The sequence below is a fragment of the Nonomuraea sp. NPDC050691 genome, from assembly GCF_040654455.1.
GTDB lineage: Bacteria > Actinomycetota > Actinomycetes > Streptosporangiales > Streptosporangiaceae > Nonomuraea.
Window position 1 is genome coordinate 1 of sequence record NZ_JBFAIA010000051.1, and the last position, 25,451, is coordinate 25,451.

General features: G+C 73.1%; 25 protein-coding genes and 1 pseudogene. 21 read left to right on the forward strand and 5 right to left on the reverse strand.

Annotated elements, in window-relative coordinates:
* Window positions 1-191: 191 nt before the first annotated feature.
* Window positions 192-1,310: a peptide chain release factor 2 gene (gene prfB / locus AB0H81_RS20155; RefSeq protein WP_358376403.1), complete on the forward strand. Its 1,119-nt coding sequence runs from the start codon at window positions 192-194 to the stop codon at window positions 1,308-1,310.
* 30 nt (window positions 1,311-1,340) lie between these two features.
* On the opposite strand, the gene AB0H81_RS20160 is transcribed toward prfB, so the two are convergent.
* Window positions 1,341-1,532: a hypothetical protein gene (locus tag AB0H81_RS20160; RefSeq protein ID WP_358376406.1), complete on the reverse strand. Its 192-nt coding sequence runs from the start codon at window positions 1,530-1,532 to the stop codon at window positions 1,341-1,343.
* A 202-nt stretch (window positions 1,533-1,734) separates the two neighbouring features.
* Between AB0H81_RS20160 and AB0H81_RS20165 the strand changes: the two are divergent.
* Both AB0H81_RS20165 and AB0H81_RS20170 read left to right on the forward strand, forming a co-directional pair.
* Window positions 1,735-2,205, forward strand: a pseudogene (locus AB0H81_RS20165) (ATP-binding cassette domain-containing protein); the annotation flags it as partial.
* A 107-nt stretch (window positions 2,206-2,312) separates the two neighbouring features.
* Window positions 2,313-2,951, forward strand: coding sequence for a hypothetical protein (locus AB0H81_RS20170; protein ID WP_358376409.1), 639 nt, complete (start codon window positions 2,313-2,315; stop codon window positions 2,949-2,951).
* A 69-nt stretch (window positions 2,952-3,020) separates the two neighbouring features.
* Here AB0H81_RS20170 and AB0H81_RS20175 read toward each other — a convergent pair whose 3' ends face one another.
* Entirely contained in the window at window positions 3,021-3,335 is a 315-nt protein-coding gene (locus tag AB0H81_RS20175) for a hypothetical protein (RefSeq protein ID WP_358376411.1), read from the reverse strand.
* A gap of 88 nt (window positions 3,336-3,423) precedes the next feature.
* A complete protein-coding gene (locus AB0H81_RS20180; protein ID WP_358376414.1) occupies window positions 3,424-4,362 on the reverse strand; it encodes a hypothetical protein in 939 nt (312 codons plus the stop codon).
* Window positions 4,363-4,549: 187 nt separating this feature from the next.
* Between AB0H81_RS20180 and AB0H81_RS20185 the strand changes: the two genes are divergently transcribed.
* The 3 genes from AB0H81_RS20185 (at window position 4,550) to AB0H81_RS20195 (ending at window position 6,564) form a co-directional block, all read left to right on the forward strand.
* Window positions 4,550-4,900: an STAS domain-containing protein gene (locus tag AB0H81_RS20185; RefSeq protein WP_358376416.1), complete on the forward strand. Its 351-nt coding sequence runs from the start codon at window positions 4,550-4,552 to the stop codon at window positions 4,898-4,900.
* Between the two features lie 316 nt (window positions 4,901-5,216).
* The gene (locus AB0H81_RS20190; protein ID WP_358376419.1) at window positions 5,217-6,248 is read left to right on the forward strand and encodes a medium chain dehydrogenase/reductase family protein; all 1,032 of its coding nucleotides are present in this window, start codon (window positions 5,217-5,219) and stop codon (window positions 6,246-6,248) included.
* Window positions 6,249-6,282: 34 nt separating this feature from the next.
* Window positions 6,283-6,564, forward strand: coding sequence for a nuclear transport factor 2 family protein (locus AB0H81_RS20195; protein WP_358376422.1), 282 nt, complete (start codon window positions 6,283-6,285; stop codon window positions 6,562-6,564).
* 13 nt (window positions 6,565-6,577) lie between these two features.
* Here AB0H81_RS20195 and AB0H81_RS20200 read toward each other — a convergent pair whose 3' ends face one another.
* Window positions 6,578-7,771 carry a glycerophosphodiester phosphodiesterase gene (locus tag AB0H81_RS20200; protein WP_358376424.1) on the reverse strand — a complete coding sequence of 398 codons (1,194 nt, stop codon included), beginning with the start codon at window positions 7,769-7,771 and terminating at the stop codon, window positions 6,578-6,580.
* Window positions 7,772-8,077: 306 nt separating this feature from the next.
* Between AB0H81_RS20200 and AB0H81_RS20205 the strand changes: the two genes are divergently transcribed.
* The 6 genes from AB0H81_RS20205 to bla all read left to right on the forward strand — a co-directional run bounded on the left by AB0H81_RS20205 (window position 8,078) and on the right by bla (window position 13,000).
* The gene (locus AB0H81_RS20205; protein ID WP_358376427.1) at window positions 8,078-8,290 is read left to right on the forward strand and encodes a hypothetical protein; all 213 of its coding nucleotides are present in this window, start codon (window positions 8,078-8,080) and stop codon (window positions 8,288-8,290) included.
* Window positions 8,291-8,358: 68 nt separating this feature from the next.
* Window positions 8,359-8,652: a YciI family protein gene (locus tag AB0H81_RS20210; RefSeq protein ID WP_358376430.1), complete on the forward strand. Its 294-nt coding sequence runs from the start codon at window positions 8,359-8,361 to the stop codon at window positions 8,650-8,652.
* A gap of 14 nt (window positions 8,653-8,666) precedes the next feature.
* Window positions 8,667-9,755 carry a serine hydrolase domain-containing protein gene (locus AB0H81_RS20215; protein WP_358376433.1) on the forward strand — a complete coding sequence of 363 codons (1,089 nt, stop codon included), beginning with the start codon at window positions 8,667-8,669 and terminating at the stop codon, window positions 9,753-9,755.
* A gap of 44 nt (window positions 9,756-9,799) precedes the next feature.
* Window positions 9,800-10,642, forward strand: a complete 843-nt coding sequence (locus tag AB0H81_RS20220) for an alpha/beta hydrolase (RefSeq protein ID WP_358376436.1) — start codon at window positions 9,800-9,802, stop codon at window positions 10,640-10,642.
* Window positions 10,643-10,785: 143 nt separating this feature from the next.
* Window positions 10,786-11,955 (forward strand): MFS transporter, encoded by a 1,170-nt coding sequence (locus AB0H81_RS20225; RefSeq protein WP_358376526.1) that lies wholly within the window; start codon window positions 10,786-10,788, stop codon window positions 11,953-11,955.
* Window positions 11,956-12,058: 103 nt separating this feature from the next.
* Window positions 12,059-13,000, forward strand: a complete 942-nt coding sequence (bla, locus tag AB0H81_RS20230; RefSeq protein WP_358376439.1) for a class A beta-lactamase — start codon at window positions 12,059-12,061, stop codon at window positions 12,998-13,000.
* A gap of 237 nt (window positions 13,001-13,237) precedes the next feature.
* Here the strand turns inward: bla and AB0H81_RS20235 are convergent, their stop codons facing one another.
* Entirely contained in the window at window positions 13,238-13,657 is a 420-nt protein-coding gene (locus AB0H81_RS20235; RefSeq protein WP_358376442.1) for a VOC family protein, read from the reverse strand.
* Between the two features lie 102 nt (window positions 13,658-13,759).
* On the opposite strand from AB0H81_RS20235, the gene AB0H81_RS20240 reads away from it, so the two are divergent.
* The 9 genes from AB0H81_RS20240 to AB0H81_RS20280 all read left to right on the forward strand — a co-directional run bounded on the left by AB0H81_RS20240 (window position 13,760) and on the right by AB0H81_RS20280 (window position 25,295).
* Window positions 13,760-14,371, forward strand: coding sequence for a TetR/AcrR family transcriptional regulator (locus AB0H81_RS20240; protein ID WP_358376444.1), 612 nt, complete (start codon window positions 13,760-13,762; stop codon window positions 14,369-14,371).
* Between the two features lie 56 nt (window positions 14,372-14,427).
* Window positions 14,428-17,025 carry a DUF6493 family protein gene (locus tag AB0H81_RS20245; RefSeq protein WP_358376446.1) on the forward strand — a complete coding sequence of 866 codons (2,598 nt, stop codon included), beginning with the start codon at window positions 14,428-14,430 and terminating at the stop codon, window positions 17,023-17,025.
* A gap of 5 nt (window positions 17,026-17,030) precedes the next feature.
* Window positions 17,031-17,945: a hypothetical protein gene (locus tag AB0H81_RS20250; protein ID WP_358376449.1), complete on the forward strand. Its 915-nt coding sequence runs from the start codon at window positions 17,031-17,033 to the stop codon at window positions 17,943-17,945.
* Window positions 17,946-18,073: 128 nt separating this feature from the next.
* Complete coding sequence (locus AB0H81_RS20255; RefSeq protein WP_358376452.1) at window positions 18,074-19,639, forward strand: ABC transporter substrate-binding protein; 1,566 nt, start codon at window positions 18,074-18,076, stop codon at window positions 19,637-19,639.
* Window positions 19,624-20,613, forward strand: coding sequence for an ABC transporter permease (locus tag AB0H81_RS20260; RefSeq protein WP_358376455.1), 990 nt, complete (start codon window positions 19,624-19,626; stop codon window positions 20,611-20,613). The genes AB0H81_RS20255 and AB0H81_RS20260 overlap by 16 nt, the downstream gene beginning before the upstream one ends.
* A 55-nt stretch (window positions 20,614-20,668) precedes the next feature.
* A complete protein-coding gene (locus AB0H81_RS20265) occupies window positions 20,669-21,448 on the forward strand; it encodes an ABC transporter permease subunit (protein WP_358376458.1) in 780 nt (259 codons plus the stop codon).
* Window positions 21,445-22,875: an ATP-binding cassette domain-containing protein gene (locus AB0H81_RS20270; RefSeq protein WP_358376461.1), complete on the forward strand. Its 1,431-nt coding sequence runs from the start codon at window positions 21,445-21,447 to the stop codon at window positions 22,873-22,875. The genes AB0H81_RS20265 and AB0H81_RS20270 overlap by 4 nt, the downstream gene beginning before the upstream one ends.
* Window positions 22,876-23,058: 183 nt before the next feature.
* Window positions 23,059-23,421 carry a hypothetical protein gene (locus AB0H81_RS20275; protein WP_358376464.1) on the forward strand — a complete coding sequence of 121 codons (363 nt, stop codon included), beginning with the start codon at window positions 23,059-23,061 and terminating at the stop codon, window positions 23,419-23,421.
* Window positions 23,422-23,582: 161 nt separating this feature from the next.
* Window positions 23,583-25,295, forward strand: a complete 1,713-nt coding sequence (locus tag AB0H81_RS20280) for a SpoIIE family protein phosphatase (RefSeq protein ID WP_358376467.1) — start codon at window positions 23,583-23,585, stop codon at window positions 25,293-25,295.
* Window positions 25,296-25,451: the final 156 nt, after the last annotated feature.

A 25,451-nucleotide genomic window follows, 5' to 3' on the forward strand; every position in this document is an offset into this window, starting at 1 on the left:
CAGCTCTGTCGTACATCAGCCGAAATGTCGGGCGCGGTGGCTAAGGTCCCCGCCATGGCCACCTCAGACGCCCCCCGCTATCCCCGCGCCGGCCAGCAGCCCGGCGGCGAGCGCCAGCGTCTTGAACCGACCGGAAGCACGCACCTCGCCATGTTATTCGGGCGCGTGAGGGTCGCGTACCCTTGGGAGACGTGGCAGTCATCGATCCGGCAGAAGAGATCAACGAGCTCGCGGGCACGCTCCGGAGCATCCAGGACGTGCTCGACCTCGACGCGATGCGCAAGCAGATCGAGGAGCTGGAGCAGCAGGTTGCCGCCCCCGACCTGTGGGACGACCCCGACCAGGCGCAGAAGGTCACGAGCAAGCTGTCGCACCTGCAGGGCGAGCTCAACCGGGTCGACGGGCTGGCGCGCCGGCTGGACGACCTGGGCGTGCTCTACGAGCTGGCCGCCGAGGAGGGCGACGACGACACGCGGGCCGAGGCCGACAAGGAGCTCTCCACGCTGCGCTCCGACATCGGCGCGCTGGAGGTCCGCACCCTGCTGTCGGGCGAGTACGACGCCCGCGAGGCGCTGGTGACGATCAACTCGCAGGCCGGTGGCGTCGACGCCGCCGACTGGGCCGAGATGCTGCTGCGCATGTACCTCCGCTGGGCCGAGCGCAAGGGCTACCCGACCGAGGTCTACGAGACCTCCTACGCCGAGGAGGCCGGCATCAAGTCGGCCACGTTCACGGTCAAGGCCCGCTACGCCTACGGCACGCTGCGCGGCGAGCACGGCACCCACCGCCTGGTGCGCATCAGCCCGTTCGACAACCAGGGCCGCCGCCAGACGTCGTTCGCGGGCGTGGACATCGTGCCGGTCGTCGAGACGACCGACCACATCGACATCAACGAGGACGAGATCCGCGTCGACGTCTACCGCTCGTCCGGCCCCGGCGGCCAGGGCGTCAACACGACCGACTCGGCGGTCCGCATCACGCACCTGCCGACCAACATCGTGGTCTCCTGCCAGAACGAGCGCTCCCAGCTCCAGAACCGCGCGACCGCCATGGCCGTGCTCCAGGCCAAGCTGCTGGAGCGCAAGCGCCAGGAGGAGGCGGAGAAGATGTCGGAGCTGCGCGGCGCCACGACCACGTCATGGGGCACGCAGATCCGCAACTACGTGCTGCACCCGTACCAGATCGTGAAGGACCTGCGCACGGGCACCGAGGCCGGCAACCCGTCGGCCGTGCTCGACGGCGACCTCGACGGGTTCATCGAGTCGGAGATCCGCTGGATGCGCCGGCAGGAGTCGGAGGCGAGCGCCTAGAAGGCCGCCCGGGCGCGTGGGCGCCCGGGGTCAGAGGCCGCTCAGGTGCTTGAGTACGAGGGTCAGGAACAACAGCGCGAGCAGCAGCCCGGCGAGGAGAGCGGGTGACAGCCCGGCGAAGCCGTGGTTGTGCATCCGCTCGCGGTTGGCGCGGCAGACCGCGCAGCGGCCCTCGATGACGGGATGGGCGCACTGCGCGCAGACGAGGTGTTGGCAACTCATGTCAGCCCCAAGTGTAGCCGCACAATCGTTTTGTTTCCGTTATGGACGTTCCATGCCAGTCTTCCCCCTAGACTGTCCCCTGGCCAATCGGAACGTCGATCATCGGTAAAGAAGACGTCCCCGACGGCCGAGTGGCGGGAAGTGGGCATGTGCCACCCTCGCTTCCGTCCTGACCCCTAGACTGGCATGCCGTGATGCTCTCGTGATCCATTTCGATAATGTCACCAAGGTCTACGCGAACCAGAACCGGCCCGCGCTCGACCACGTCTCGGTGGACGTGGACAAGGGCGAGTTCGTGTTCCTCGTCGGTCCTTCGGGATCAGGCAAGTCCACGTTCCTGCGACTGGTCCTCAAGGAGGAGCGGCCCAACTCCGGCGCCATTCACGTCGCCGGCAAGGACCTGGCCCGCCTCTCCAACTTCAAGGTGCCGCACCTGCGTCGCCGCATCGGCTGCGTCTTCCAGGACTTCCGGCTGCTGCCGAACAAGAACGTCTACGAGAACGTGGCGTTCGCCCTGGAGGTCATCGGAAAGCCGCGGCGGTTCATCCGCAAGGTGGTGCCCGAGGTCATCGAGCTGGTCGGCCTGGAGGGCAAGGCGCACCGCATGCCCGACGAGCTGTCCGGCGGCGAGCAGCAGCGTGTCGCGATGGCCCGCGCGTTCGTCAACCGGCCGAGCCCGGGACGCGCGTGGAATGGCCGCCCGCCGACGCCGCCCTCGGGGCTCTCGGCGGATGGTGGAAGCCCTGGCCGCGCCTGCGGGTCACGCTGGAACCCACGGGGATGCCGCTGGTGGACGCGCTGATGTCCGATCCGTCCGGCCCCGGTTCGAGCGGCTCCCGGGAGGCGTGGCGGCTGTCGTTGCCGTCCGACCGGGAGGTGCCGGCCATGCACCTCCTCCCCGACCTGTTCCAAAGCTGGCAGCGCCCGGGCTACCTGCACGCGTCCATGGCCCCGCTCTGCCACCAGGAAGGACCGGTGGGCGAGGGGACGGCGCTGCTCCTGGGCCTGCTGCTGTCCGAACGCGGCCGGCACGCCGGCCACTGCCGGGAGCTGCTGCTGCGGGCCGCCGCCGCCGGATGCCTGCCCGCCGAGGAGTGCGGCCGGCAGCTGGGGTCGTGCCTGCGCGGGATCGGGATCGGCATGAGCCGGGTGAGCTCGGCGCTGGAGGACTGCGCGCGCCAGGGTGCGCACCGGGAGGTCTGGGAGATCATGAAGGGTTTGCTGCCGGTGTTCCTGCCGGGGCCGGGTGAGCGGGCCCACAGCGGCCACACCCGGGCGCTGGAGTTCGCCGCCGAGGCCGCGCGCCGCGCGGATGCGCGCGGGATGTTCCCGGAGGTCGCCGGGATCGCCGCGCGCAAGGGGGCGAGCGGGCTCATCCGCGCGGCCCGCCGCCTGCACGAACACCTCGGCCGGGCCTGACCCGGCCCGCACCTGAGGGCGCGGAGAAGCCTGGGCCCGGACTTCGACGAGGTCCGGGCGCCGGGCGACTCAGCAGCCGTCGGTCACATAGCAGCCCTTCACCTTATACCTGCCGCTGTAGTAGGCGCCGCTGGTCGCCTTGCTCGTACCGCCCTTGACGGCCAGGCCACCCGGCACGTACGAGCAGGAGGAGGTGGAGCAGAAGTAGCCGTAGACCCGGAAGTAGGTCTCAAGCCCGCTGGTGCACCTGACGCTCACGGAGTGGTCGGTGCTCGCGGTCTGGGAGCAGCTGCCGATCGCGGCCGCGGGGGACGCGTTGACGCCGATGAGGGCGGTGGCCCCGAGAACGACGCCGGCGACGCTGGAAAGGATCTTTTTCGTCACGAGCGACCATGATCACCTATTGGCGCCGTTCTTCACAAGGGGGGCGAAGATTTCCTTCATCGAGCGGTCGAGGGCGATGGGCGCCGCCTCAATCGCGCAGCAGTCGCTCTCGCCTGGTCAGCAGCCGTTCACGCTCGGCGGACAGCTCGGCGTGGCGGTCGTGCATGACCGTGCACATGTCCCCCACCCATCGGGCCGTCTTCTCGACCTCGGCGCGGGTGTTCTCGATGCGCTGATGCTTGAGCACGTCGGTGATGATGTTGTCGAAGAACGCGTCGACGAACCACCGCGTGTCGACCTTGGGGCCGCGGGGGCTCGCGGAGACGCCGACGTCGGCCAGTTCCCGGGAGAAGACGTCCAAGGCCCGCTGAGCGTGCCAGGCCGCCTGGTCGGCGGCGCGCAGCCGGTCGTGCTCGATGCTGTCGGCGATCAGGCCGCCGCCCAACAGGTCCCAGGTGGAGGCGCGCCCGGCCGAGGTGAGATGGCGCAGCACTTCACGGAGCGCGTCATGTGCGGCCCGCCCCGCCCGGTGGGCTTCGGTGTGCTCACGCGCGGCCGCCGCCACGCGGCCGAGGGCGGCGTCGAGGTCGGCCAGCTCCCTGGCACGGTCATCACCGCTGCTGATGAGATGCCGCTCCTTCTCCGCCAGTAACCGCTCGTACTCCTCGGGGGCCGTCGCCAGCCGCGCCAGCTCGGTCTCGGCCGTACGCGCGTCCGCCTCCAGCCGGGCCAGGCGGGCCCGGTGGCCCTCGACTCGTTGCCTGGCGGCGGCCGCCTCGGCGCGCTCGCGAGCCAGCCGCTCCTCGCGGTTGCCCAGCAGGCGGGCCAGGGCGGCGGACAGCCCGCTTTCCAGGCGGGTGACGTCGTTCTCCTCCCGGGACAGCTCCCGTTCCAGCTCCGCCAGGGTGCCCCGGGCCTGCTGGATCTGGTCGGCCGTGGCCTCACGCAGCCGCCGCAGATGGCCGGCCCTGTGCGTGCGGGCGGCCGCTTCGCGCAGCCGTTCGTCGAGATCTGGCGAGCTCGTCACATCTCCAAGGACGAACGAGACTTTCCGAACGTTCCACCGCCCGCTGCCGGACGGCGAGGGTGAGGCGACCGTTGCCGACGCGAACGACGGAGCGAGGGCGGAAGCGTCAAGCTACGATGGAGGTGATCCCGCTGATGTCGGCACACACGGCAACGGCCTCGACGACACGAAGGAGCGGGGGACTTCCATGACCGAGCTGACCATCAGCACCGAGCGTCATCCTCACAGCGATCTGGTCCGGATCGCCGGCGACCTGGACCGCACCACCCACGACCAGCTCACCGCGACACTCCAGCCGCTCGTGAGCCTCCACCGGCCCCGCATCATCGTCGACGCGGCCAAGCTGTCCTTCTGCGACTCCGGCGGGGTGCGGAAACTGATCGACAGCCAGCGTCAGGCCGAGAGCACCGGCGGCGGCCTGCGCCTGATCGGCGTGCACGGCTACCTCGCCCGCCTGCTCACCGTCGCCCACCTGGTCGACGTGTTCCCGCCCTACGGCAGCTTCGAGCACGCCAACCGCTGGCCGACCTTCCGCTGAGCGCGCCCCCCACCCGGGGCCGCCTGTCCTGACACACCTTCTCCAGCACGAGCGTCCCCTCACCCGACCCGAGGTGCTGCCGCGCCACGTGCCCACGGCCCACGCCGTCACGCCCTGCGGCTCCCGGGCGACGTGCCGAGCATCTTCTGGAACGTCTCCGCAGGTCTCCCGCGAAGTCTTCCAGCCGGCCACACCTGCGCGACTACAGCTTCAAAACTTAGTTAGAGGTTATCACGAAAGTACTTGACGTCCGCCTTGCCATCGCGTTACAACTTCTAACGAACGCGAAAGCACGTAACCCATCGTGGAGGTCGTCATGAACGCCGAAGGACTCGTCGAGGTCGTCCTGCCGGGCAAGGTGGAGCCTGAAGGGCTGCGGATCCGGCACGGAGCCGTCCCCACCGCGGGCCCGGGCCAGGTCCTGATCCGGATGGAGGCGACCGGCGTCTCCTTCGCCGAGCAGCAGATGCGCCGCGGCCGGTACTACGACCAGCCGGCGTTCCCGTTCGTGCCCGGCTACGACCTGGTCGGCACGGTGCTCGCCACCGGCGAGGGCGTCGAGCCGACCCTCGCCGGCACCCGGGTGGCCGCGCTGGTCAAGGTCGGCGGCTGGGCGAGCCACGTGATCGTCGACGCGGCGGACGTGGTGGAGGTCCCCGAGGGGATCGGCGCGGCGGAGGCGGAGACCGTGGTGGTCAACGGCATCACCGCCTGGCAGATGCTGCACCGCAAGGCACGGATCCGCGCGGGGCAGACCATTCTCGTGCACGGCGCCAACGGCGGTGTCGGCTCGGTCCTCGTCGACCTGGCACGGGCCGCGGGCGTGAAGGTGATCGGCACCGCGTCGGCGCGCCACCACGACACCCTGCGGCAGCGCGGCGTCGTCCCCGTCGACTACCGCACCGAGGACGTCGCCGCGCGCGTCCGCGAGCTGGTCCCCGGCGGGGTGGACGCCGCCTTCGACCATGTCGGTGGCCGCAGCGTCGCCGGCTCATGGCGCCTGCTGGCGCCCGGCGGCACGCTCGTCTCGTACGGCAGCGCCTCCACCAGGGACGACGAGGGGTCCAAGCAGTGGCCCGTGCTCAAGCTCCTCGCCCGGGTGTGGGTGTGGAACGCGCTGCCCAACCGCCGCCGGGCCTACTTCTTCAACGTGTGGGCGGGGCGGGCCCTGGCGAAGAACGCGTTCCGGGCCCGGCTGCGCGCCGACCTCACCCAGGTCTTCGCGGCCCTCCGGCGCGGGGACGTCACCGCCCAGATCGCCGCCGAGCTGCCGCTCGCCCGCGTCGCCGACGCCCTGCGGCTGGCCGAGTCCGGCACGGTGGCCGGGAAGATCGTTCTCACCCCGTAGGGTGTTGCTTCCGAACGACTCCGAGGAGCCCGCTGTGCCTCAGGACCACCAGGAGCTCGAGGGACGCGAGGAGATCCGCCGGGCCATGGCCGCGTACTACGAGCGACCGGCCACCACCGAGCGCACCGTGGACGTGGACAGGACCCGCTACGTGCTGCACACCACGGCCGACCCCGACGTGTTCGTCGTGGAGATCGACACCGCCTTCGACGGCCCCGCCGGGGCGAGCGACATGTCGCTGGTCCAGATCTTCCGTCTGCGCGACGGGAGGATCGCCCTGCTGCGCGACTACTTCGCCTCGGACGAGGTTGCCTGACCGGCCCTCGCGCCTACTCCTGGCCCTCCTCCGGCAGGCCGTTGTCGAACTGCTGCGGCTGCACGTGCTTGCGCGGCGCTCCACGCTCGGCCTTGGCCAGGGCCGCGGCGTCGGGGTAGTCGGTGACGAAGGCGTCCACCCCCAGGTCCAGGTGCGCGCGGTACTCCGCCAGCGCGTCACCGTGGTCGGTCGGCGCCTGGCCGCGGCGCAGCTGCAGCGGCAGGTACTGGTTCTCGCTGCGGAAGGTGTAGACGCCGATCCTCAGCCCCGCCTCGTGCGCGTCGGACACGAGCGTCGTCGGGGTGCCCCAGCCGCCGTCCGGGTTGACGGGGATGGCCGATGACTTGTCCGGCCCGATCCACTGGGCGTACGTGGCGATCTTCGCCAGCCCCTCGGGCTTCATCATGTCGGCGTACGTCGTCGGGTCACCGGCCGCCGTCAGGTCGTACGGCCGGCCGGTGGTGCCCAGCGCCTGCCACAGCGGGACGCGCAGGTCCTTGGCCACCCGCTTGAGGCTGGACGGCTCGAACGACTGCACCACCACCGGGCTGTTCGGCCGGTTGAGCCCGTTGCGCTTGACGGTCTCGATCAGCGGCTCCTCCAGCGGCAGCCCGATCGACCTGAAGTACGTCGGATGCTTGGTCTCGGGGAAGACGCCGACCTGCCTGCCGTGCTTGCGTGAGAGCCGCTTGGCCAGGTCGAGCACCTCCTGGAACGTGAGGACCTGGTAGTAACCGTTGTAGACGGTGTTGCGCTGGCGGATGGCGGGCAGCCGCTCGACCGCTCGCAGCGTCTTCAGCTCGGCCAGCGTGAAGTCCTCGGTGAACCACCCGGTCACGTTGCGCCCGTCGACGACCTTGGTGGTCTTGCGCGCGGCGAACTCGGGGCGCAGCGACACGTCGGTGGTGCCGGAGATCTCGTTCTCGTGCCGGACGACCAGCACGTGGTCCTTGGTCGGCACCAGGTCGGGCTCGATCCAGTCGGCGCCCAGGGCCACGGCCAGCTCGTACCCGCCCTGCGTGTGCTCGGGACGGTGACCCGCGGCGCCGCGGTGGCCGATGACGACGACCTTGGACCGGTCGGCGGCGGGCTCGGGCTCGGGCGACGCAGAGGCCGAGGCCGAGGTCGAGGCGGCGGCGGCCGGGGTCGCGGCGGCTCCGGCGAGGGGGACGAGGACGGCCAGGGTGGTGGCTGCGATCTTACGCACGTGAAGCTCCCTGCGGTGTCCGCACCGGAGACTCTCACCGGTGATCACCGCGGCGATTATGGTAAGGACCGAAACCCAGCTATGGCCCAATAATGGCGAAATTTCCGGTGACAAGCGCGTTCCGGACGGATCGCGCGATCGTGCTCGCCGAAAAGTGGTGGCACTTCGAGTCCGGCACCATGTCCTCGTTGGAGGAGCGGTACGGCAGATGTCCGGTGGGAGGTGTGAGGGCCCTGTTTCTGGATAGGTGCCTGTGTTCACAGCACGTCGCATCACCGCTCACGCCAAGCTTGTGAAGGGGCTCTCATGACAGCCGATCAGTCGCTCATCTGCCCGAGGTGCCAGGGCGTGATCGCCGCCGCGGATGCCGCCGCCTACACGTCGGCCCGCGCGCGGCTGATCGTCACCCAGGGTTTCTGCCAGGGGAAGTGCTCCGACGTCGAGCACGAGGCCAAGCCCGGCAAGCCGGCCGAGATCGCGGGGGCCCACCGCCGGGCGGTCCCGGCGGGCACCTCGTGAACGCCTCACGACTTCAAGGGGTACGGCCTCGGACGGAGCCGCCCAGCAGGCGAAACTAGAATCGGGCCATGTTCGTGATCTCGGTGCACTACACCGCCCCCCTGGAGCGGATCGACGACCTCATGTCCGCCCACGTGCGGTGGCTCGACGCCAACTACGAGGCGGGGGTGTTCCTGGCGTCGGGGCGGAAGGTGCCGCGCACGGGCGGAGTCATCCTCGCCGCCGGCGTGTCGCGCGAGGACCTGGACGCGATCGTGGCCGAGGACCCGTTCGCCAAGGAGGGCGCCGCCAACCACGAGATCACCGAGTTCCTCGCCACCAAGACCGCCCCGGCGCTCTCCGCGTACCGTCAGCAGCTCTGAGACTCTCGCCGGCCATGAGTGATGTGAGCCGCCTCGTGCGAGAGGCGGTTGATCGGCTGGTGGCGGACCACGTCGGCGTGGTGGTCGCCGCGATCACCCCGGACGTGACGGAGATCCGGGGCGGCGGGCGCACGGGGGGTGAGGACGGCGGCGCGCCCGGCGCCGAGACGGTGTTCGAGATCGGCTCGGTGAGCAAGGTGTTCACGGCGCTGGCCCTGGCGCGGCTGAGCGCCACGGGGGCGGCCGATCTCGACGAGCCGCTGGCCGCGCTGCTGCCCGGCGGCGCGAGCGTGCCGTCGCGCGACGGCGAGGAGATCGCCCTGCGGCACCTGGCGACCCACACCTCGGGTCTGCCGCGCCTGCCCAAAGGCATGCTGCTGCGGGCGCTGCTGCGTCCGTCGGCACCGGACCCGTACGCCGGGTGCACCGCCGAGTTCCTGCTGCGCGGGCTGGCCGGAACCAGGCTGGGCGCCACGCCCGGACGCCGGTTCCGTTACTCCAACCTCGGCGCCGGACTGCTGGGGCTGGCGCTCGCCCACCGCGCGGGCACCGGCTACGAGACGTTGATCACCCGGCAGATCTGCGCACCCCTGGGCATGGCCGACACCGGCATCACCCTCGACGGCGGCCGATCGGCGCGCCTGGCCCAGGGCCACACCCGGAGACGCAGGCCCGCCGCGGCGTGGCACATGGCGGACCTGGCGGGCGCGGGTGGGCTGCGCTCGACACCCGCCGATCTGGTCGCCTTCGTCCGCGCTCACCTGGACGCCTTCGCCCGCGCCCACCCGGACGACGACAGCGGCGACGGCACGGGCGACGGCACCGGCGGGGTCGCCGAGGCGGTCCGGCTCAGCCGCCGGGTCGAGCACCGCATCAATCCCTTCGCGTGGGTGCATCTCGGCTGGATGGGACGGCGGCTGCACCCCCGGCAGGGCGCCCACCTCCAGCTCTGGCACAACGGGATGACCGGGGGGTTCTCCTCGTTCGTGGGCTTCGACCCGGAGGAGGGCGTGGCCGTGGTCGTGCTCAGCAACACGCAGCGGTCGCTGGACCGTCCCGCTTTCGACCTGCTCGGGGCCTTGCAGGCGGGGCGTCGCGCCTGACCTCGGCCGGCCGTGCGGAGCACCGGTCACCAGCATGGCTGAGCATGGAACTGACGGAACGCTTCGAGTGGAGGGGAAGACAGATCGCCTGGGGACGGGCGGGCACCGGGCCGCCCGTGGTGTTCTGCCATGGCACGCCGTTCTCGTCGCTGTTGTGGCAGCCGTTCGCCGAGGCGTTGAGCCGCGACTTCACCGTCCACCTGTGGGACATGCCCGGCTACGGCCGGTCCTCGAAACACGCCGGGCATCCGGTGGACTTCGGCGTGCAGGCCGAAGCTCTCGCGGCGCTGCTCACCCACTGGGACCTGGACCGGCCGCACGTGATCGCCCACGACTTCGGCGGCGCCGTGTCCCTGCGCGCGCACCTGTGCCTGGACGCCGGCTACGCCTCACTCATGCTCGTCGACGTCGTCGCCATCCCGCCGAGCGGCTCACCGTTCTTCAGGTTCGTCCAGGAGCATCCGGACATCCTGGGCCGGCTGCCGGCCTACATCCACGCCGCGATCGTGCGCGCGTACATCCAGGGCGCGAGCCATCGCGGCCTGCGCGACGACGATCTCGACGCCCTGGTACGGCCGTGGACGGGCGATGACGGCCAGCCCGCCTTCTACCGGCAGATCGCCGGCTACGACGAGCGCTTCCTCGAGGAGAACGAGCGGAACCTGAGCCGCGTCGGCATCCCCGTACGGATCCTGTGGGGCACCCGCGACGCCTGGATCCCCACCGACGTCGCCCGGCGGCTGCGGACCCTCATCCCCGGCGCGGAGCTCTCGCTGATCGAGGACGCCGGCCACCTGATGCACCACGACGCGCCCGTCCCGCTCATGGACGAGATCCGCGCCTGGCTCACCAGGAGGCGGGCCGATCGTCCTCCCTCAGGCTCGTGATCATGCGGCTGGGCGTGGGCATGAACGCGCCGCACTATGATCTGGGGAACTCCTCCCCCGGCTGGTGACATTTGCTCCGTATGTCCACGTCCCCCGATACCGGGGACGCCTCGGGGCGTCGTGTGGTCGCGGTCGTGGTGGGCATGCAGCTGGCCACCGCGCTCGGCTATTACGCGGTGATGGCCCACCTGGTGGCGCACCTGCGGGACGACGTGGGCCTGCTGGCCGGGACGATCTCACTGGTGCTCGGCCTGCGGGTCGCGGTGCAGTACGCGTTGTTCCTGCCGTTCGGTCCCCTGGTGGACCGGATCGGGCCGAGGCGGGCCGGGATGCTGGCCTGCGGGTTGAGAACGGTCGCGTTCGGCCTGCTCGGAGTCGCCGACGACCTGGGGACGCTCCTGAGCGCGGCCATGGCGCTCGCCGTGGGCGGGGCCTTGCTGCACCCTTGCGCCCAGTCGCTCCTCGCCCGGTTGCCCCCGGCAAGCCGGTCGGGGGGCTTCGGGATCTACGTGGTGACCGGCCAGATCGCGGCGGTGGCGGGCCCTCCGGCCGGCCTGGCGCTGCTGGCAGGAGGCTTCGGATCGCTGGCCACCGTGGCCGCCGGCGCGTGGGCGGTCGCGGCCCTGCTGTTCGGCCTGCTTCCCAGGACCGTCAGGCCCGCCGGGCCGGACGACGCCCGCAAGCTCCTGCGCGGCGTGGCGGACGTCGTCCGCGACCGGGCGTTCCTGCGCTTCGCCGCCGTCACCGCACCCAGCACCCTGCTCGCCACGCAGGCCGAGACCGTAGTGCCGCTCAGCGCCGTCAGCTCGGGCCAGGCCACGTTGTTCTTCTGCGCGGGGGCGGCCGCCGCCGCCGGTGTCCAGCCGTTCCTCTCCCGGCGCGGGCGGGCAGGACACCCCTGGGTGCTGCGCGCCGGACTGCTCTGCGCCGGCCTCGGCTATCTGCTGGTGGCCGCGCTGCCTTTCGCGGCCGGCTGGCTGGTGGCCGTGCTGGTGGCCGCGGCCGTCCTCAACGGCCTGGGCACGGGGCTGATGCAGACAGGCTCCTTCCACGCGATCGTCGCCTGCGCTCCCCCGAACCGGATCGGCGCCTCCATCGGCGTGGTCAACTTCATGTCGGGGACGGCGGCGTTCGCGGGCGGTCTGCTGATCGGGCAGCTCTTCGACGCGGGCGCCGCGACCGTCGCGCTGGTCGGTCTGGCGGCGCTCGGCGCGGGGTCCGCGGCGGTCGGTCAGACTCCTCGCGCCCGTCCGCATGTGCGGGCGTCCGGGGCCGGCACTGACTCCGCGGAACGAGCCGCCGACCACTGCTGATATCGGAACCGACATGGGTCGATGTCTGATACCGCTATTGGACATGCAGCGATCCGTCTGTTTTGCTCCTGCCCTCTGACAGATCATCAGCAGAGGATGTGACATGCGATACCTCCGCATCCGCCGCGTCGCCGCGGCGCTGCCCGCGGCCGCCTTGGCGATCTCCCTCCTGTCGGGCGGCACCCTCGACAGGGCCGCGGCCGCGACCGCCGCACCGGCCGCCCGCCTTGCTCCGGGCGAGGCCCAGGTGAGGAAGGAACTGCGCGCACTGGAGTCGGCCTTCCAGGGCCGCATCGGCGCGTACGCACTCGACACGGCCACGGGGAAGACCCTCACGTACCGGGCCGGTGAGCGGTTCGCGTTGCTGTCCACGTTCAAGGCGCCGCTCTGCGCCGCCGTGTTGCACAAGGCTCGCACCTCCGAGCCCGGCCTGATGGGCAAGCTCGTCAAGTGGACCGCCGCCGACCTGACGCCCGGCTCGCCGATCACCGAGAAGCACGTCGAGGACGGCCTGACCGTCGCCCAGCTCTGCGAGGCGGCCACCAGCGTCAGCGACGGCACGGCGTCGAACCTGCTGCTCAAGCAGATCGGCGGGCCGGCCGGCCTGACCAGGTACTTCCGTACGCTGAAGGACCCGATCTCCCGCATGGACCGCTGGCACCCCGCGCTCAACGACTGGACGCCCAAGGAGAAGCGCGACACCACCACCCCCGCGGCCATCGCCGGCGACCTGCGCCTGCTCGCGCTCGGGAACGCGCTGAACCCCGAGGACCGCAAGCAGTTCGTCGCCTGGCTGCTGGCCAACAAGACCGGCCTCAACCGCATCCGGGCCGGCCTGCCCAAGACGTGGACGATCGGCGACCGGACCGGCACCAACTCCGACGGGTTCGGCGGCGGCAACGCCATCGCCGTCATCTGGCCCGGCAAGGACGTGGCTCCCATCGTCATGGCCGTCTACACCAACCGCACCCCCGGCCTGCCCATCGACGAGGCGACCATCGCCAAGACCGCCACGGTCCTGGCCCGGGGGCTCGGCAAGCTCTAGCGAGGCGCCCAGCGCCGCGATGCCGGACATGATCGGCATGCCGCCCTCGAGGCGGCGGGCGGTGGGGATCGTCCCACGTCGTCGGCGGGCACGCCCGTCAGGCGGGTGCCCTGGGCGCGGATCCGCTCGTTGTCGCTCTTGTGCCGTTCGTAGGTGTACTCACCGTCGACCGAGGCCTCCCGGGCCCGGCGAAGCATGGCGTCCACGACGGGCTGGGGCAGGAGGCAGATCCCGGCCTCAGTCCATGGCGACGTACTGGTCCGCGTACGCGCCGGACGGCGCGATGGGGGTGATGACGTCGATCAGGACGCCGTTGGGATCGGCCACGATGAAGTGCCGCTGCCCGAAGTCCTCGCTGCGCAGGCTGAGCTCGGGCCGCAGGCCCTCGCGAAGCACGAGCCGTTCCCACTCGGCGTCGACGTCCTCGACCTCGAAGTTGAGCAGCAGCCCCGCCACGGGCTCCCGGTAGCCGTCCGGCACGGTCGGGTGAGTGTGGTCGAGCAGCGCCAGCTCGTACGCCGGCTCCCCCGGCCGCCGCAGGCTCACGTACCAGTCGGCCTCGAAGGTGATCTCGAACCCGAACAGCCGGGTGTAGAAGTCGCGGGAATCGGCCACCCGCGCGGTGCCGATGACGGGATAGAAGCCGGTGAGGATCATACGGGTCTCTCTCCTTTTCACATACCGACGGTATGCGAAGGTACGGTATTGACGTACCACCGGTATGTCAACGTGGAGGCGTGGAGACGTGGAGGGGACGCGATGACCGAGGGGACCAGAGCCCACCGGCGCGAGCAGACCAGGCGGGCTTTGCTGCGCGAGGGACGGCGGCTGTTCGCCACCCGCGGCTACGGCGCGGTCGGCCTGGCAGAGATCGTGCAGTCCGCCGGAGTCACCAAGGGCGCCCTGTACCACCACTTCGCGAGCAAGGCCGACCTCTTCCGCGCGGTTCTCCACGAGGTGCAGCAGGAGGTCGGCCGCGAGGTGGCCGAGACCGCGGCGGCCCAGGACGATCCGTGGGAACAGCTGACGACCGGGTGCCGCGCCTTCCTCACCGCCAGCACCGCCCCGGGCGTCCAACGGATCATGCTCATCGACGGGCCCGCCGTCCTGGGGTGGAGCGAATGGCGGGCGCTGGACGAGGCCGCCTCGGCGCGCCACCTCGCCGAAGCGCTCACCACCCTCGTCGAGCAGGGCGTGCTCACGCCCCAGCCGGTCGAACCGCTGACCCACCTGCTGTCCGGCGCCATGAACGAGGCGGCCCTGTGGCTGGCCGGCTCCTCCGGCCCCCGCGACCTCGACGACACGTGGAACGCGCTCTCGCGGATGCTCCAGGCGCTGCGCGCCGCACCGGCCCCCGCACCCCGCCCCTGACCAGGGGACACGGCAGGGCGGCCGAAGTGTCGGCGCGGCTGGTTAGTGTCCCCGCCATGGATCACTGGGACGAGGTCAGGAAGCTGATCGAGGCGCGGCACGCCGAACGGCTGGCCGAGAAGCTCAAGGAGCTGGACGACGAGGCCCGCGCGAGCGTCGCGGCCCGATTACCGGCCCTGCGCAAGGAGCTGCTGGGGCGCTTCGACCAGTGGGACGACGGCCTGGTCGACTACGGGGTCGTCCTGCGGGTGGCGGGCGCCGCCACCTTCGGCGGCGCGGCGGCCGTGGCGTCCTGGCTGTACCGGCGCGACTTCGCGCCGCAGTGGGCCGGCCCCGACAACGACGCGGACCTGATCCTCGCGCTGATCGCGGACCGGCCCGCCGCCTGGCGCGCCGACCTGGCCGAGCGGCTGGCGCTGCGCACGCGCGTCCCCGACGACCGCGGCATGGCGCTCGCCCCGGCCCTGCTCCGCGAGACCGGTGCGGAGCCGCCGCCGCACGACCCGCTGGTGGCCGGATGGGCCGGCCACGGGCCGGGACGCCTCGGCGACGACCCGCTGCTGGAGCACCTGCTGCCGCGCCTGTTCGAGGCCCAGGGCGTGGGCCGGGTGCTCCAGCGGGAGAGGGACGCCGGCGACGGCTGGCTGGGCGCGCTCACCGGGCTGGCCGAGGCGGGCCGGATCAGGCGCGAGGCGCTGATCGAGGGCTGCGTGCGCCGGTTCCTGCTCGGCGGCACGGCGATCGAGCTGCGCTTCTTCGTCCGCCTGCACGAGGCGCTGGATCCGTCGCCCGCCGAGGCGGCCCGCTTCGCCCGCGACTATCTGCGGCTGCTGCCCACCTCGCCGGGCCCGGTCGCCGAGCCGGCCATGAGACGCCTGCGCGCCTGCGACAGCCTCGCCATCGCGCCCCTCACCGCCGCCGACCTCGCCGAGGCCTGGGACTCGCTGCTGTTCCGGCCCGAGCGCAAGCTTGTGCGCGCCGGCCTGTCGTGGCTCGAGCACTCCGTACGCCGCACGCCGGCGCTGGCCGACCTCGCGGCCGCGCCGATGGCCCGCGCGTTCGCCGCCGACTCGGCCGAGCTGCAGGAGAAGGCGGTCGAGCTGGCCATCGCCCATCAGGGCGGCATGAGCGAGGAGGGACGCGCCGTCCTGCGCGAGGCGATCGGGCTGCTCACGCCCCACCTCGGCCACCGGGCGGCCATGGCGCTGGGAGGAGGCGAGGTGGCCGAGGCCGAGCCCGTGTTCGTGCCGCCGCCGCTGCCCCCCGCGCCCGGGCGCGCCCACGACGCCGAGCCCCCGATCGAGTCCGTGGAGGAGCTGGTCCGGCTGATGCCCGGCGGGGTGGGCTCCTGGCAGGCGTGGGAGCGGCTGATCGCCGGCTTCGTCACGCTCGCCGGCCGTGACAGGGCCGGCGTGGCGGCGGCGCTGCGGACTGTCCTGCCCGGCCCGCAGCCCTGGGATTACCGCCAGGAGACCTGGGAGCACGCCGGCGCGTGGCTCGAGGGCGCCGTCCACTCCCTGACCGGGACCGCGCCCTTCCAGGACGCCTGGCGGCGCTTCCTGCCGGAGACGGGCCTGGCCGCCCCGCACCGGCTGCTCCTGCACCGCGCCGCCGAGATTCTGCGGGCCGTCGAGGAGGACACCCTCCCGCCGCTGCTGCTGGCCACGCCCACCCACAGCACCGGGCACGTGTCGGCTGCCGAGCTGGTGCGTCGGCTGGAGGTGATCGAGGCGGCCGGGGCCAAGCCGCCGGCCGCCGACCTCCAGCAGGCGTTGCTGCGCCTGCCGCGCACCCCCGATCCGGAGGCGGCGCGGCGCGCGGCCCGCCTGACCTCCGGCGCGGGCCGGATCCTCGCCGCGTGGACCTGCCCGCAGGCCGAGGTCGAGCTGACGTGGACCTGCGCCGGCAACGGCGCCGGCGACAACGGCGGCCACGACTGGCATGATCGCGGCCACCGGCACGACGTGACCCTGGTGCCGGCGGCCACCGCCGCCCCCACCGGCCTGCCCCTGGTCGACCTGATGCTGAGTGTGCCCCGGCACTGGTCGGAGGACGGGCACCGCACGTGGTGGCCCTCGATGCTGCCCTCCCACCGCGAGGTCGCCGCCGCGTACCTCATGCCGAACGTGCTCCGGCGCCACTGGATCGAGACCGCCGTCGGTCCTGAGGAGGCCCGCGCCCTGGCCCGGGCCGGAGGGCCGGCCGGAGCGGCGTTCTGCGCGGTGCTCGCCCGGGTCCTGGGCGACCCGCGGATGCCCGAGTCGGTGGACGTCCTGCTGGAGGTCGCGGCGCGGGACGAGCTGCCCGCGGACGAGATCGGCCGCCAGGCGGGGCTGCTCCTGGCCTCCGGCGAGGTGCGGATGGCCGACATGGTCGCCGCGCTCGACGCGGCCGCCTCGCGGGGCGCCCACGCGCACGTGTGGCGGATCGCGGCCGCGGCGCTGCCCGTGCTGCTGCCCGGGCCGGGCGGGCGCCCGCGCAACGGCCTGGCCGAGTTCGTCAGGCTCGCCGTCGCGACCGCCGGATGGTGCGGCGCGCGCGGCGAGATCCCCGAGGTACGCGACATGGCCGCCCGCAGGGGCGACAGCGGCCTGCTGCGCGAGACACGCCGGCTGCACGACCGGCTCACCGGCGTCACCGGCCAGGAAGGATGATCAGGATGTCGGAGCGACGCGACAAGTCGCGCCACTGGTACTCACGGCACGACGAAGGCCACGGCCTCCGGTTGAGGATCGGCGACCTGGCCCGCGCCGCCGCGGCGCCGGGCTGGTCACGGCTCGGCGTGCGCCGCGTCCAGGTGGGCGCGCACGCGCTGACCACCGTCACCCGCGACGGCCGCGAGCTCCACGAGCTCGCCGCCGGCGACCTGGACCTGCCGTTCCAGCGCCTGCGCGAGCTGTCCTACCGGACGGGCGCCGGCACCTGGTTCACCTGCGAGCTGGCGTTCACGCCCGGCGGCAGGGGCTACACCGGCCGCGTCGACTCCTCCGCGCCGCCGTTCGAGGAGGTGCCGGCCCCGGCCGCGCTGGCGGAGCTGACCGTGTTCCCCCGCGAGGAGCCGCCCGGCTGGCTGCTGGCCGCGCTGCCGACCGCCGTGCCCATCGGGATGCCCACCACGTACGGCGACCATCACCACCCCTGGGCGCGCCTGGGCAGCGACCACGGCGACCGTCCGCCGCCTCCGCCGATCACCGGCGAGCTGGCCTACCGACCGGCCACGGCCATGACCGCCCGCCTCTTCGAGCATCACCAGGGGGACGACGTGCGCGATCTCCTCCTGGCCGAGCAGGCGGACGAGCCCGGGACCGGACTGCTCCTGCTGTCCTGCCACCAGGATGCCTACTGGATGGCGCGCGGAGGCAGGCGCGGCAGCGGCGGAGGCGTGCGCTCCATCACGCTGGACGGCCGGGCGCTCCGGCTGGAGCTGACCCCCGAGGCGGCCGACGCGCTGGAGACCGAGACCGTCTTCGAGGTGCGCCTGGACCTGCCGCCCGAGACGATCGGCCGGCTGCGCGCCACCCTGCCCGGCGTGCTGCGCCGCGCAGCGGAGGCGCCGGAGCTGATCGGCTTCTGACGCGCGCGGCGGGCACGCCCCCCGGCGCCCGCCGCGACGACGCCCCTGGTGCGGTCAGTTCACAGGGTGGTCATCACCTTGCGCACCCCCATCCTTTAGGGTAGGCAACCCTAAGTAGTAATAGCACCATGGATGGGGACGAAGTGGACATTAGTCGGCGTCAGCTTCTCGCGTCAGCGGGGGGCGCCGGTCTCGCGGCATTACTGGCGGCCTGCGGGGCCGGCGGCGCACCCGGCGCCGCCCCCACCGCCACCGCGGCCCCGGGCAAACCGGTCAGCGGCGGCACACTCCGGATCGGCGCGCTCGGCCGGGCCAGTGCGATCACCCGCGACCCGCACGGCACCCAGGCCAACGAGAGCGACTACCTCGTCATCAGCCTCGTCTACGACACGCTGACCGCCCCCGGCGCCACCGACAACACCGCCCCCCGCCTGGCCACCGCCTGGAAGGCCGACGCCGACGCCAGGACGTGGCGCTTCACCCTGGCCGGGAACGCCACCTTCCACGACGGCACACCGGTCACCGCCGAGGACGTGGCCTGGTCCCTGCGCCGCCTGCGCGAGACCCCCTCCGGCGCGGCCCGCCTGCCCGGCATCAAGGCCTCCGCCATCCGCGCGGACGGCGACGCCGTGGTGCTGACCTCCGACTACGCCAACGCCGACCTGCCGCTCCTGCTGCGCCTGACCACGTTCGTGCTGAAGAAGGACACCAAGGAGGTGGCGGGGGCGCCGGGCAGCGGCCCGTTCAAGCTGGACTGGTACCGCGACGGCAACGCCCGGCTGGTGCGCAACGACGCCTGGCACGGCGGCAAGCCCCACCTCGACGCCATCGAGGTGAAGATCTTCGAAAGCCCCCAGGCCATGGCCAACGCCCTGCTCGCCGGCCAGATCGACCTCGCCTCCAACGTCGGCGCCGTCGCCGCCAGGACCGCGGCCACCCGGCCGGGCATCCAGGTCCTGCGCCGCCCCGACGACATGGCCATGCCGATCGTCATGCGCACCGCCGAGGGCAGCCCCTTCGCCGACCCGAAGGTGCGCGAGGCGCTGCGGCTGGCCGTCGACCGCGAAGCCATGGTCAAGCAGGTGCTCAGCGGCTACGGCAAGGTCGCCAACGACGTGCTCGGCACCGGCGACCCCGCCTACGCCAAGGACCTCCCGCAGCGCACCCGCGACCTGGACAGAGCCAGGCGGCTGCTCCAGGAGGCCGGGTTCGACCTGTCGAAGACGTACCAGCTGCGCACCACCGAGGACATCGCCGGCCTCGCCGAGTCGGCCGCCCTGTTCGCCACGCAGGTACGCGAGGCGGGCGTCCAGATCGAGGTCGTCAAGGAAGACTCCGGGACGTTCTGGGACAAGACCTGGCTCAAGGGCGACCTCTACACCACCTACTGGGGCACCAACGACTCCGTCCTGTTCTACGCCAGCAAGCTGCTGGCCACCGGCGCCGGGCAGAACGAGTCGGCCTGGAGCGACGCCGAGTTCGACCAGACCTACAAGCAGGCGGTGGGCACGCTCGACGAGGCCGCCCGGGCGCAGGCGCTGCGCAGGATCCAGGAGATCCAGCACCAGCGCTCCGGCTACCTGCTGTGGGGCATGGCCGACGGCATCGACCTGGCCGCGCCCGCCGTACGCGACCTGCCCAAACTGCCCGGATACGGCCGCGTCCAGCTTGAGCGGGTATGGCTGGCACGCTGACCACGCCGCCGCCGGGAGCCCTCACCCGCAGGAGCGCAGCGCTGCTCGCCTCGGCCGCCGCGCTCCTGGCCCGCCGGATCGCCCTGCTCACCGCCCTGCTGGCGCTCGTCTTCGCCGTCGTGGAGGCGCTGCCCGGCGACGCCGCCGACGCCACCTCCGAACGCGGCGACGACGCCGGGGACGTCGCCCGGCGCCGCGCGCTGCTCGGCCTCGACCAGCCGGTCGCGGTCCGGTTCCTGCGCTGGATGGCCGGCCTGCCGACGGGCGACCTCGGCATGTCCGCGCGCGGCGAGCCGGTGTGGCGCCTGCTGTCCGGGCCGCTGCCCAACACGCTGCTGCTGGGCGGGCTCGCGCTCGCGCTCACCGTCCTCGCCGCGCTCGGACTCGGCTGCCGGGCGGCGCTGCGGCCGGGCTCCACGACCGACCGGGTGATCTCCGCCTCGGCCACCGCGGTGCTGGCACTGCCGGAGTTCGTCATCGCGGTCGCGCTCGTCCTGGTCCTCGCCCTCTGGGCCGGCGTGCTGCCCGCCGCCACGACGGCCGGGCCGGACGGCGCGCCCGCGTCGTGGACCATGCTGGTGCTGCCCGTCCTCGCCCTGGCGATCCCCCAGATCGGCTGGAACGCCCGCATCGTCCGCGGCGCCCTCGCCGACGAGGCCAAGGCACCGCACGTGGCCGCGGCCGTCCTGGACGGGCTGCCGCCGCGGCGCATCCTCACCCACCACCTGCTGCCCGGCGCGCTGCCGGCCGTCGCCGCGGGCGTGGCCACCTCCACCGGCATGCTCCTCGGCGGCGCCGTCGCCGTCGAGACGATCTTCAACTATCCGGGCGTGGGAGCCCTGCTCGCCGGGGCGGTCGCCGACCGGGACACTCCCGTCATCGCCGGCGTGGTCGCGCTCACCGGGGCGGCCATCACGTGCGTCCTGCTCGCGGCCGACGCCATCAGGGCCTGGGCCGCGGGGATCCGCCGATGAGACGACTCCTCCGGCCGGGACCGCACGGCGGACGCCCGGACGGTACGGCCCGCCCATGAGACGCCTCCTGCCCGCCCTGGCCCTCCTGCTGCTCGCCGTCGCCGGCCCCCTCCTGGCGCCGCACCCGATCGACCAGCCCGTCACCCTCCCGTACGGCCCCGCCGGAACCGACGGCGCGCTCCTCGGCGGCGACCAGCTGGGCCGTGACGTGCTCAGCCGCCTGCTGCACGGCGGACGCGACCTGGTGCTCTCCTCCCTGGCCGTGGCGGCGCTCGTCACCGCCGTCGCGGCCGTGCTCGGCGTGGCCGCGGCCCTGAAGCCCGCCCTCGGCCGGTTCGTCGAACGCGCGGCCGAGGTGTTCATGCTCCTGCCCGCCGTGCTCGGCATCCTGCTGGTCACCCTGTCCTGGCCGGACGGCGGCCGGCTCGCGCTCATGACCGCTGCGACCGCCCTCGGCGCGCCGTACGCCGTGCGCTTCATGACCGCCGCGGCGGCGCCCGTCGTCAGCACCGGCTACGTCGAGGCCGCCGTCGCCGGCGGCGAGCGCACCTGGCACCTCGTGCTCCGCGACGTGCTGCCCAACCTGCGCTCGACCGTGCTCGCCCTCTTCGGCCTGCGCTTCGTCGCGGCCGTGTACGTGGTCGCCACCGCCGCGTTCCTGCAGATCGGCCCCCAGCCGCCGGCCGCCGACTGGGCTCTGATGATCCGCGAGAACGGGCCCGGCATCATCCTCAACCCCTGGGCCGTGCTAGCCCCCAGCATCGCCGTCGGCCTGCTCGCCATGACCGTCAACCTGGCCGCCCACGCCCTCGCCCCCAAGGTGGATCGGACATGACCCCCTGCGCCGCCGTCCGCGCCCTGACCATCGCCGCGGCGGACGGCCGCGAACTGCTGACCGGTGCCACCCTCACCGCTCACGCCGGCCAGATCCTCGCCCTGGCGGGCCCCTCGGGCTCCGGCAAGACCACCCTGCTCAAAGCCATGATCGGCGATCTACCACCCGGCACGACCCGCCGCTCCGGCACCGTCGAGGTGCTCGGCGTGGACGTCCTCGGCTGCGACACCGGACAGCTGCGCGCCCTGCGCCGCACCCGCGTCGCCTACGTCGGGCAGGACCCCGGCTCCGCGCTCAACCCCTGGATGCGCGTCAGCAAACTGATCACTGAGATCGCGCCCGGCGCGGACGCCGCCCGGCTGCTCGACGAGGTCCGCCTCGCCGGCGTTCTCGGGCTGCTCAGGCGCCGGGCGGGCGAGCTGTCCGGCGGCCAGCAACGCCGCGTCGCGCTCGCCCGGGCACTCGCCCGCCGCCCCGACCTGCTCCTGCTGGACGAGCCCACCGCCGGACTCGACCCGGCGCTGCGCGACGAGATCGGCGACCTCCTCCACCACCTCGCCGCCGAGCGCGGCATCACGGTGGTGCTGTCCTGCCACGACAGGGAACTGGTCGCCCGCCTCGCCGGCGACGTCCTCGAACTCCCCGGCACCGCGCTCCCCCGCCCCGCGCACCGCGGGCCGGCCGGGCACGCCGCCGAACACACCCCCGGTCACACCGCCGGTCACACCGCCGCCACGCGGGCACGGACGACGGGCCTGCGCGTGCGGGGGCTGGCCGCCGACGTCGGCCCGCGCCGCGTCCCCGTCCTGCGCGGCATCGACCTCGACGCGCCCGCCGGCGACGCCGTCGCGGTCGTCGGGCCTTCCGGCGCCGGCAAGACCACTCTGCTGCGCGCCCTGGCCGGCCTGCACCCGTTCACGGCCGGGACGGTCACCCTGGACGGCGCCGGCCTCCACCCGGACGTCCGCGGACGAACCCGCGAGCAGCGGCGCAGGGTCCAGTACGTGCCGCAGAACCCCATGGGCGCGCTCAACCCCTCGACGACCGTGGCCGCCGCCCTGGCCCGCCCGCTGCGGCTGCACCGCCGCTGCTCCTCCGCGGCCGCACCCGCCCGGGTGGCCGGTCTACTCGAACAGGTCGGCCTCGGAGCCGAGCACGCCGGCCGGTACCCCCGCGAGCTGTCCGGCGGCCAGCGTCAACGGGTCTCCGTCGCCCGCGCCCTGGCCTCCGAACCCGACGTGCTGATCTGCGACGAGATCACCTCGGCCCTCGACGGCGACACCGCGCTCGCGGTGATGGAGCTCCTGGCCCGGCTGCGCCGCGAACGGGGCGTGGCCGTGGTGTTCGCCTCCCACGACCTCCCCCTGGTCGGGAAGTACGCCGACGCGGTGGTCACGCTCGGCCAGGACGCCCCCGCCCCCTGCTGAGACGCCGGCCGCGACGGACCCGAACACAGATCCGCATGGACACGATGCGTGACAGCACCGATACTCAACGTGTCAGCCCCTTTGCCCTCTGCCATCAGGCCACCACCCTCAGTGCGCGCATTCGCCGGCGTGCCGCGCGCTGCCGGAGTCGTGGCCGTCAGGGGACAGGACAGAAGGAGAACGATGCAGTCGAAGTGGTTCCTGGCCCTCCCCCTCACCGTCCTCGCGGCGGGGGCGTGCCTGACGACGACCGCCGCGGCCAGCCAGGCCTCCGCACCGGTCACGGCCGCCGTCCGCCCATCGGCTCTGCCTCCCGGCTACCAGCTCGTCACCCTGCCCAACGCCAACGTCCCCAACTTCCAGCGCCGCACGCTCTACTGCCCCGGCAGCAAGAAGGTTCTCGGCGGCGGCGCCGAGGCCCGCGGCAACAGGGCGATCCTGGTCGGGTCGTTCCCCACCGATGACGGCCGAGGCTGGATCGGCATCGGCCGCCAGGACGGCTACAACGACGTCGGCATCAGCGTCTTCGCCATCTGCGCCGACTGACACCCGGCTCCCCCGGCCCCGGTCGCCCGACGGCCGGGGCCGGCCCATGTCCGCAGGTGGCCCCGAGGGACGATTGCCCAGCATGTCCGGCGTTCGTCTAGGCTCCTGTGGCGAGACGGGTGGCCCTCCCGTCCGCGCCGGCAGGGAAGGGAGCGTCGTCGATGAATGTGCCGACCGGCGACGCCGGCCCGTCGTGGACGGTGGACGGCACGCGTCCCCGCCGGCTGCCCGACCTCTCCGACGCGGGGGCGTACGTGGTGGACGACCGCGGCCGGATCGTGGAGGTCACCGCCCGGGCCGAACAGCTCCTGGGCCGCCCCACCGAGGAGTTGCTGGGCCGGGACGCCCACGACCTGCTGCACCGCGGCAAGTACGGTGAGCCCCTGCCGCGCAGCCAGTGCGTGATGAGGCAGACCCTCATCACCCGCGGCACCGCGCAGGGCGAGCGGGAATGGTTCGCGCGCGGCGACGGCCTGCTGATGCAGGTCTCCTGGATGGTCACCCCCTGCCGGCTCGACGGGGGCGTGACGGGAGCGCTGGTCATCTTCCACGAGACGTCCTCATCCGCGCCGGCCCCGCACGAGACGACCGGCGCGGCGGCCTCCATGTCGCAGCTCGACCGGCTCGCCCTGCTCGCGGAGACGACCACGACGCTCACCGCCAGCCTGGACGTGGAGGAGACGCTACGCCAGCTCGTGCGCCTGGTCCTGCCGCTGCTGGCGGACTGGGCGGTGATCGACCTGCTCACCGAGGAGGGCGGCGTGTCGCGCGCCGCCGTCGTGCACCACGAGAACGGTCTCCTGACGTACCGGGACGACCTGGAGGGCCCGATGCCGCCCGTTCCCCAGGAGTCGCCGATGCCGCTGTCGCGGGCGCTGCGCGGGGTGACCGCCACGCTCGTCGGCCCGGAGACCTACCAGGGGCCTCCCGACTCGGGGATCGCGGTCGCCCAGCAGGAGCTGTTCCGGGCGACGGGCATGCACTCGGCGTGCATCGCGCCGATCCGCGGCGTGCGGAACGTGGTCGGCGCCCTGACACTGGGACGTTCCGGGCAGCCGGCGGCGTTCACGACCGCCGACCTGCTGCTGGTGGAGGACATCGCCCGCCGGGCGGGGCTGGCGCTGGACAACGCCCGCCTGTACGAGCGGCAACGGCGGGTCGCCGAGACCATGCAGCGCCACCTGCTCCCCCTGCTGCCGACGGTGCCCGGGCTGGAGATGAGCGCCTCCTACCGGCCCGCTCCCCACGCCTCCCAGGTCGGCGGCGACTGGTACGACTCCTTCGTCCTGCCCGGCGGCGCCACGGCCCTGGTGATCGGCGACGTGGTCGGCCACGACCTGGACGCCGCCGCCGGGATGGCGCAGGTCTGCAACATGCTGCGCGCCTACGCCGGCGCGAGCCAGGATCCGCCCAGCGTCATCGTCGACCGGCTCGACCAGGCGGTGGCCCGCATGGCCGAGACCACGATGGCCACCGCCGTCCTCGCCCGGCTGGAGCGCCGCGACGACGGCGGATGGCGGATGCACTGGACCAACGCGGGTCACCCGCCGCCGCTGCTGGTGGAGCGGGACGGGCGGACCCGCTTCCTGGAGGAGGGACACGGCCTCCTCCTGGGCACCGGCATCCCCACCGTCCGCGGCGACGCCGCCGTCGACCTGCCGCCCCGGTCCACGCTGGTGCTCTACACCGACGGCCTGATCGAGTCGCCCACGCGGTCGCTGGACGAAGGGATGTCCCGGCTGAGCCGGTACGCCGCCTCGCTGGCCCACCGGCCCGTCGGCACCCTGGGCGACGTGCTCATCGACCATGTCCGTCCCGCGGACAACGACGACGACGTGGCCCTGCTCACGGTGCGCATCCCGGCCCCCCCTTGAGGAGGCGGGGCGGCTGAGTCCTCCAGGTCCGGCGGTGACGCCTGGCCGCTTCCCGGCAGCGCGGGAAGGTCCCAGGCGGCCCGGATGTCCTGGAGGCTGGAGCGGGCCAGGACATCCGTGCGGCCGATCTCGCGCTGCGCCCGCGCCAGGGCCGCG

Bases quoted from the DNA above. Each gene is read 5' to 3' on its own strand.
- AB0H81_RS20170 (WP_358376409.1), top strand. From the start codon at position 2,313: ATGCCGCTGGTGGACGCGCTGATGTCCGATCCGTCCGGCCCCGGTTCG.
- AB0H81_RS20205 (WP_358376427.1), top strand. From the start codon at position 8,078: ATGACAGCCGATCAGTCGCTCATCTGCCCGAGGTGCCAGGGCGTGATC.
- AB0H81_RS20225 (WP_358376526.1), top strand. From the start codon at position 10,786: ATGCAGCTGGCCACCGCGCTCGGCTATTACGCGGTGATGGCCCACCTG.
- AB0H81_RS20270 (WP_358376461.1), top strand. From the start codon at position 21,445: ATGACCCCCTGCGCCGCCGTCCGCGCCCTGACCATCGCCGCGGCGGAC.
- AB0H81_RS20235 (WP_358376442.1), bottom strand. From the start codon at position 13,657: ATGATCCTCACCGGCTTCTATCCCGTCATCGGCACCGCGCGGGTGGCC.
- AB0H81_RS20260 (WP_358376455.1), top strand. From the start codon at position 19,624: ATGGCTGGCACGCTGACCACGCCGCCGCCGGGAGCCCTCACCCGCAGG.
- AB0H81_RS20185 (WP_358376416.1), top strand. From the start codon at position 4,550: ATGACCGAGCTGACCATCAGCACCGAGCGTCATCCTCACAGCGATCTG.
- AB0H81_RS20210 (WP_358376430.1), top strand. From the start codon at position 8,359: ATGTTCGTGATCTCGGTGCACTACACCGCCCCCCTGGAGCGGATCGAC.
- AB0H81_RS20250 (WP_358376449.1), top strand. From the start codon at position 17,031: ATGTCGGAGCGACGCGACAAGTCGCGCCACTGGTACTCACGGCACGAC.
- AB0H81_RS20215 (WP_358376433.1), top strand. From the start codon at position 8,667: ATGAGTGATGTGAGCCGCCTCGTGCGAGAGGCGGTTGATCGGCTGGTG.
- AB0H81_RS20245 (WP_358376446.1), top strand. From the start codon at position 14,428: ATGGATCACTGGGACGAGGTCAGGAAGCTGATCGAGGCGCGGCACGCC.
- AB0H81_RS20280 (WP_358376467.1), top strand. From the start codon at position 23,583: ATGAATGTGCCGACCGGCGACGCCGGCCCGTCGTGGACGGTGGACGGC.
- AB0H81_RS20160 (WP_358376406.1), bottom strand. From the start codon at position 1,532: ATGAGTTGCCAACACCTCGTCTGCGCGCAGTGCGCCCATCCCGTCATC.
- AB0H81_RS20255 (WP_358376452.1), top strand. From the start codon at position 18,074: ATGGATGGGGACGAAGTGGACATTAGTCGGCGTCAGCTTCTCGCGTCA.
- AB0H81_RS20190 (WP_358376419.1), top strand. From the start codon at position 5,217: ATGAACGCCGAAGGACTCGTCGAGGTCGTCCTGCCGGGCAAGGTGGAG.
- AB0H81_RS20240 (WP_358376444.1), top strand. From the start codon at position 13,760: ATGACCGAGGGGACCAGAGCCCACCGGCGCGAGCAGACCAGGCGGGCT.
- AB0H81_RS20265 (WP_358376458.1), top strand. From the start codon at position 20,669: ATGAGACGCCTCCTGCCCGCCCTGGCCCTCCTGCTGCTCGCCGTCGCC.
- bla (WP_358376439.1), top strand. From the start codon at position 12,059: ATGCGATACCTCCGCATCCGCCGCGTCGCCGCGGCGCTGCCCGCGGCC.
- AB0H81_RS20275 (WP_358376464.1), top strand. From the start codon at position 23,059: ATGCAGTCGAAGTGGTTCCTGGCCCTCCCCCTCACCGTCCTCGCGGCG.
- AB0H81_RS20220 (WP_358376436.1), top strand. From the start codon at position 9,800: ATGGAACTGACGGAACGCTTCGAGTGGAGGGGAAGACAGATCGCCTGG.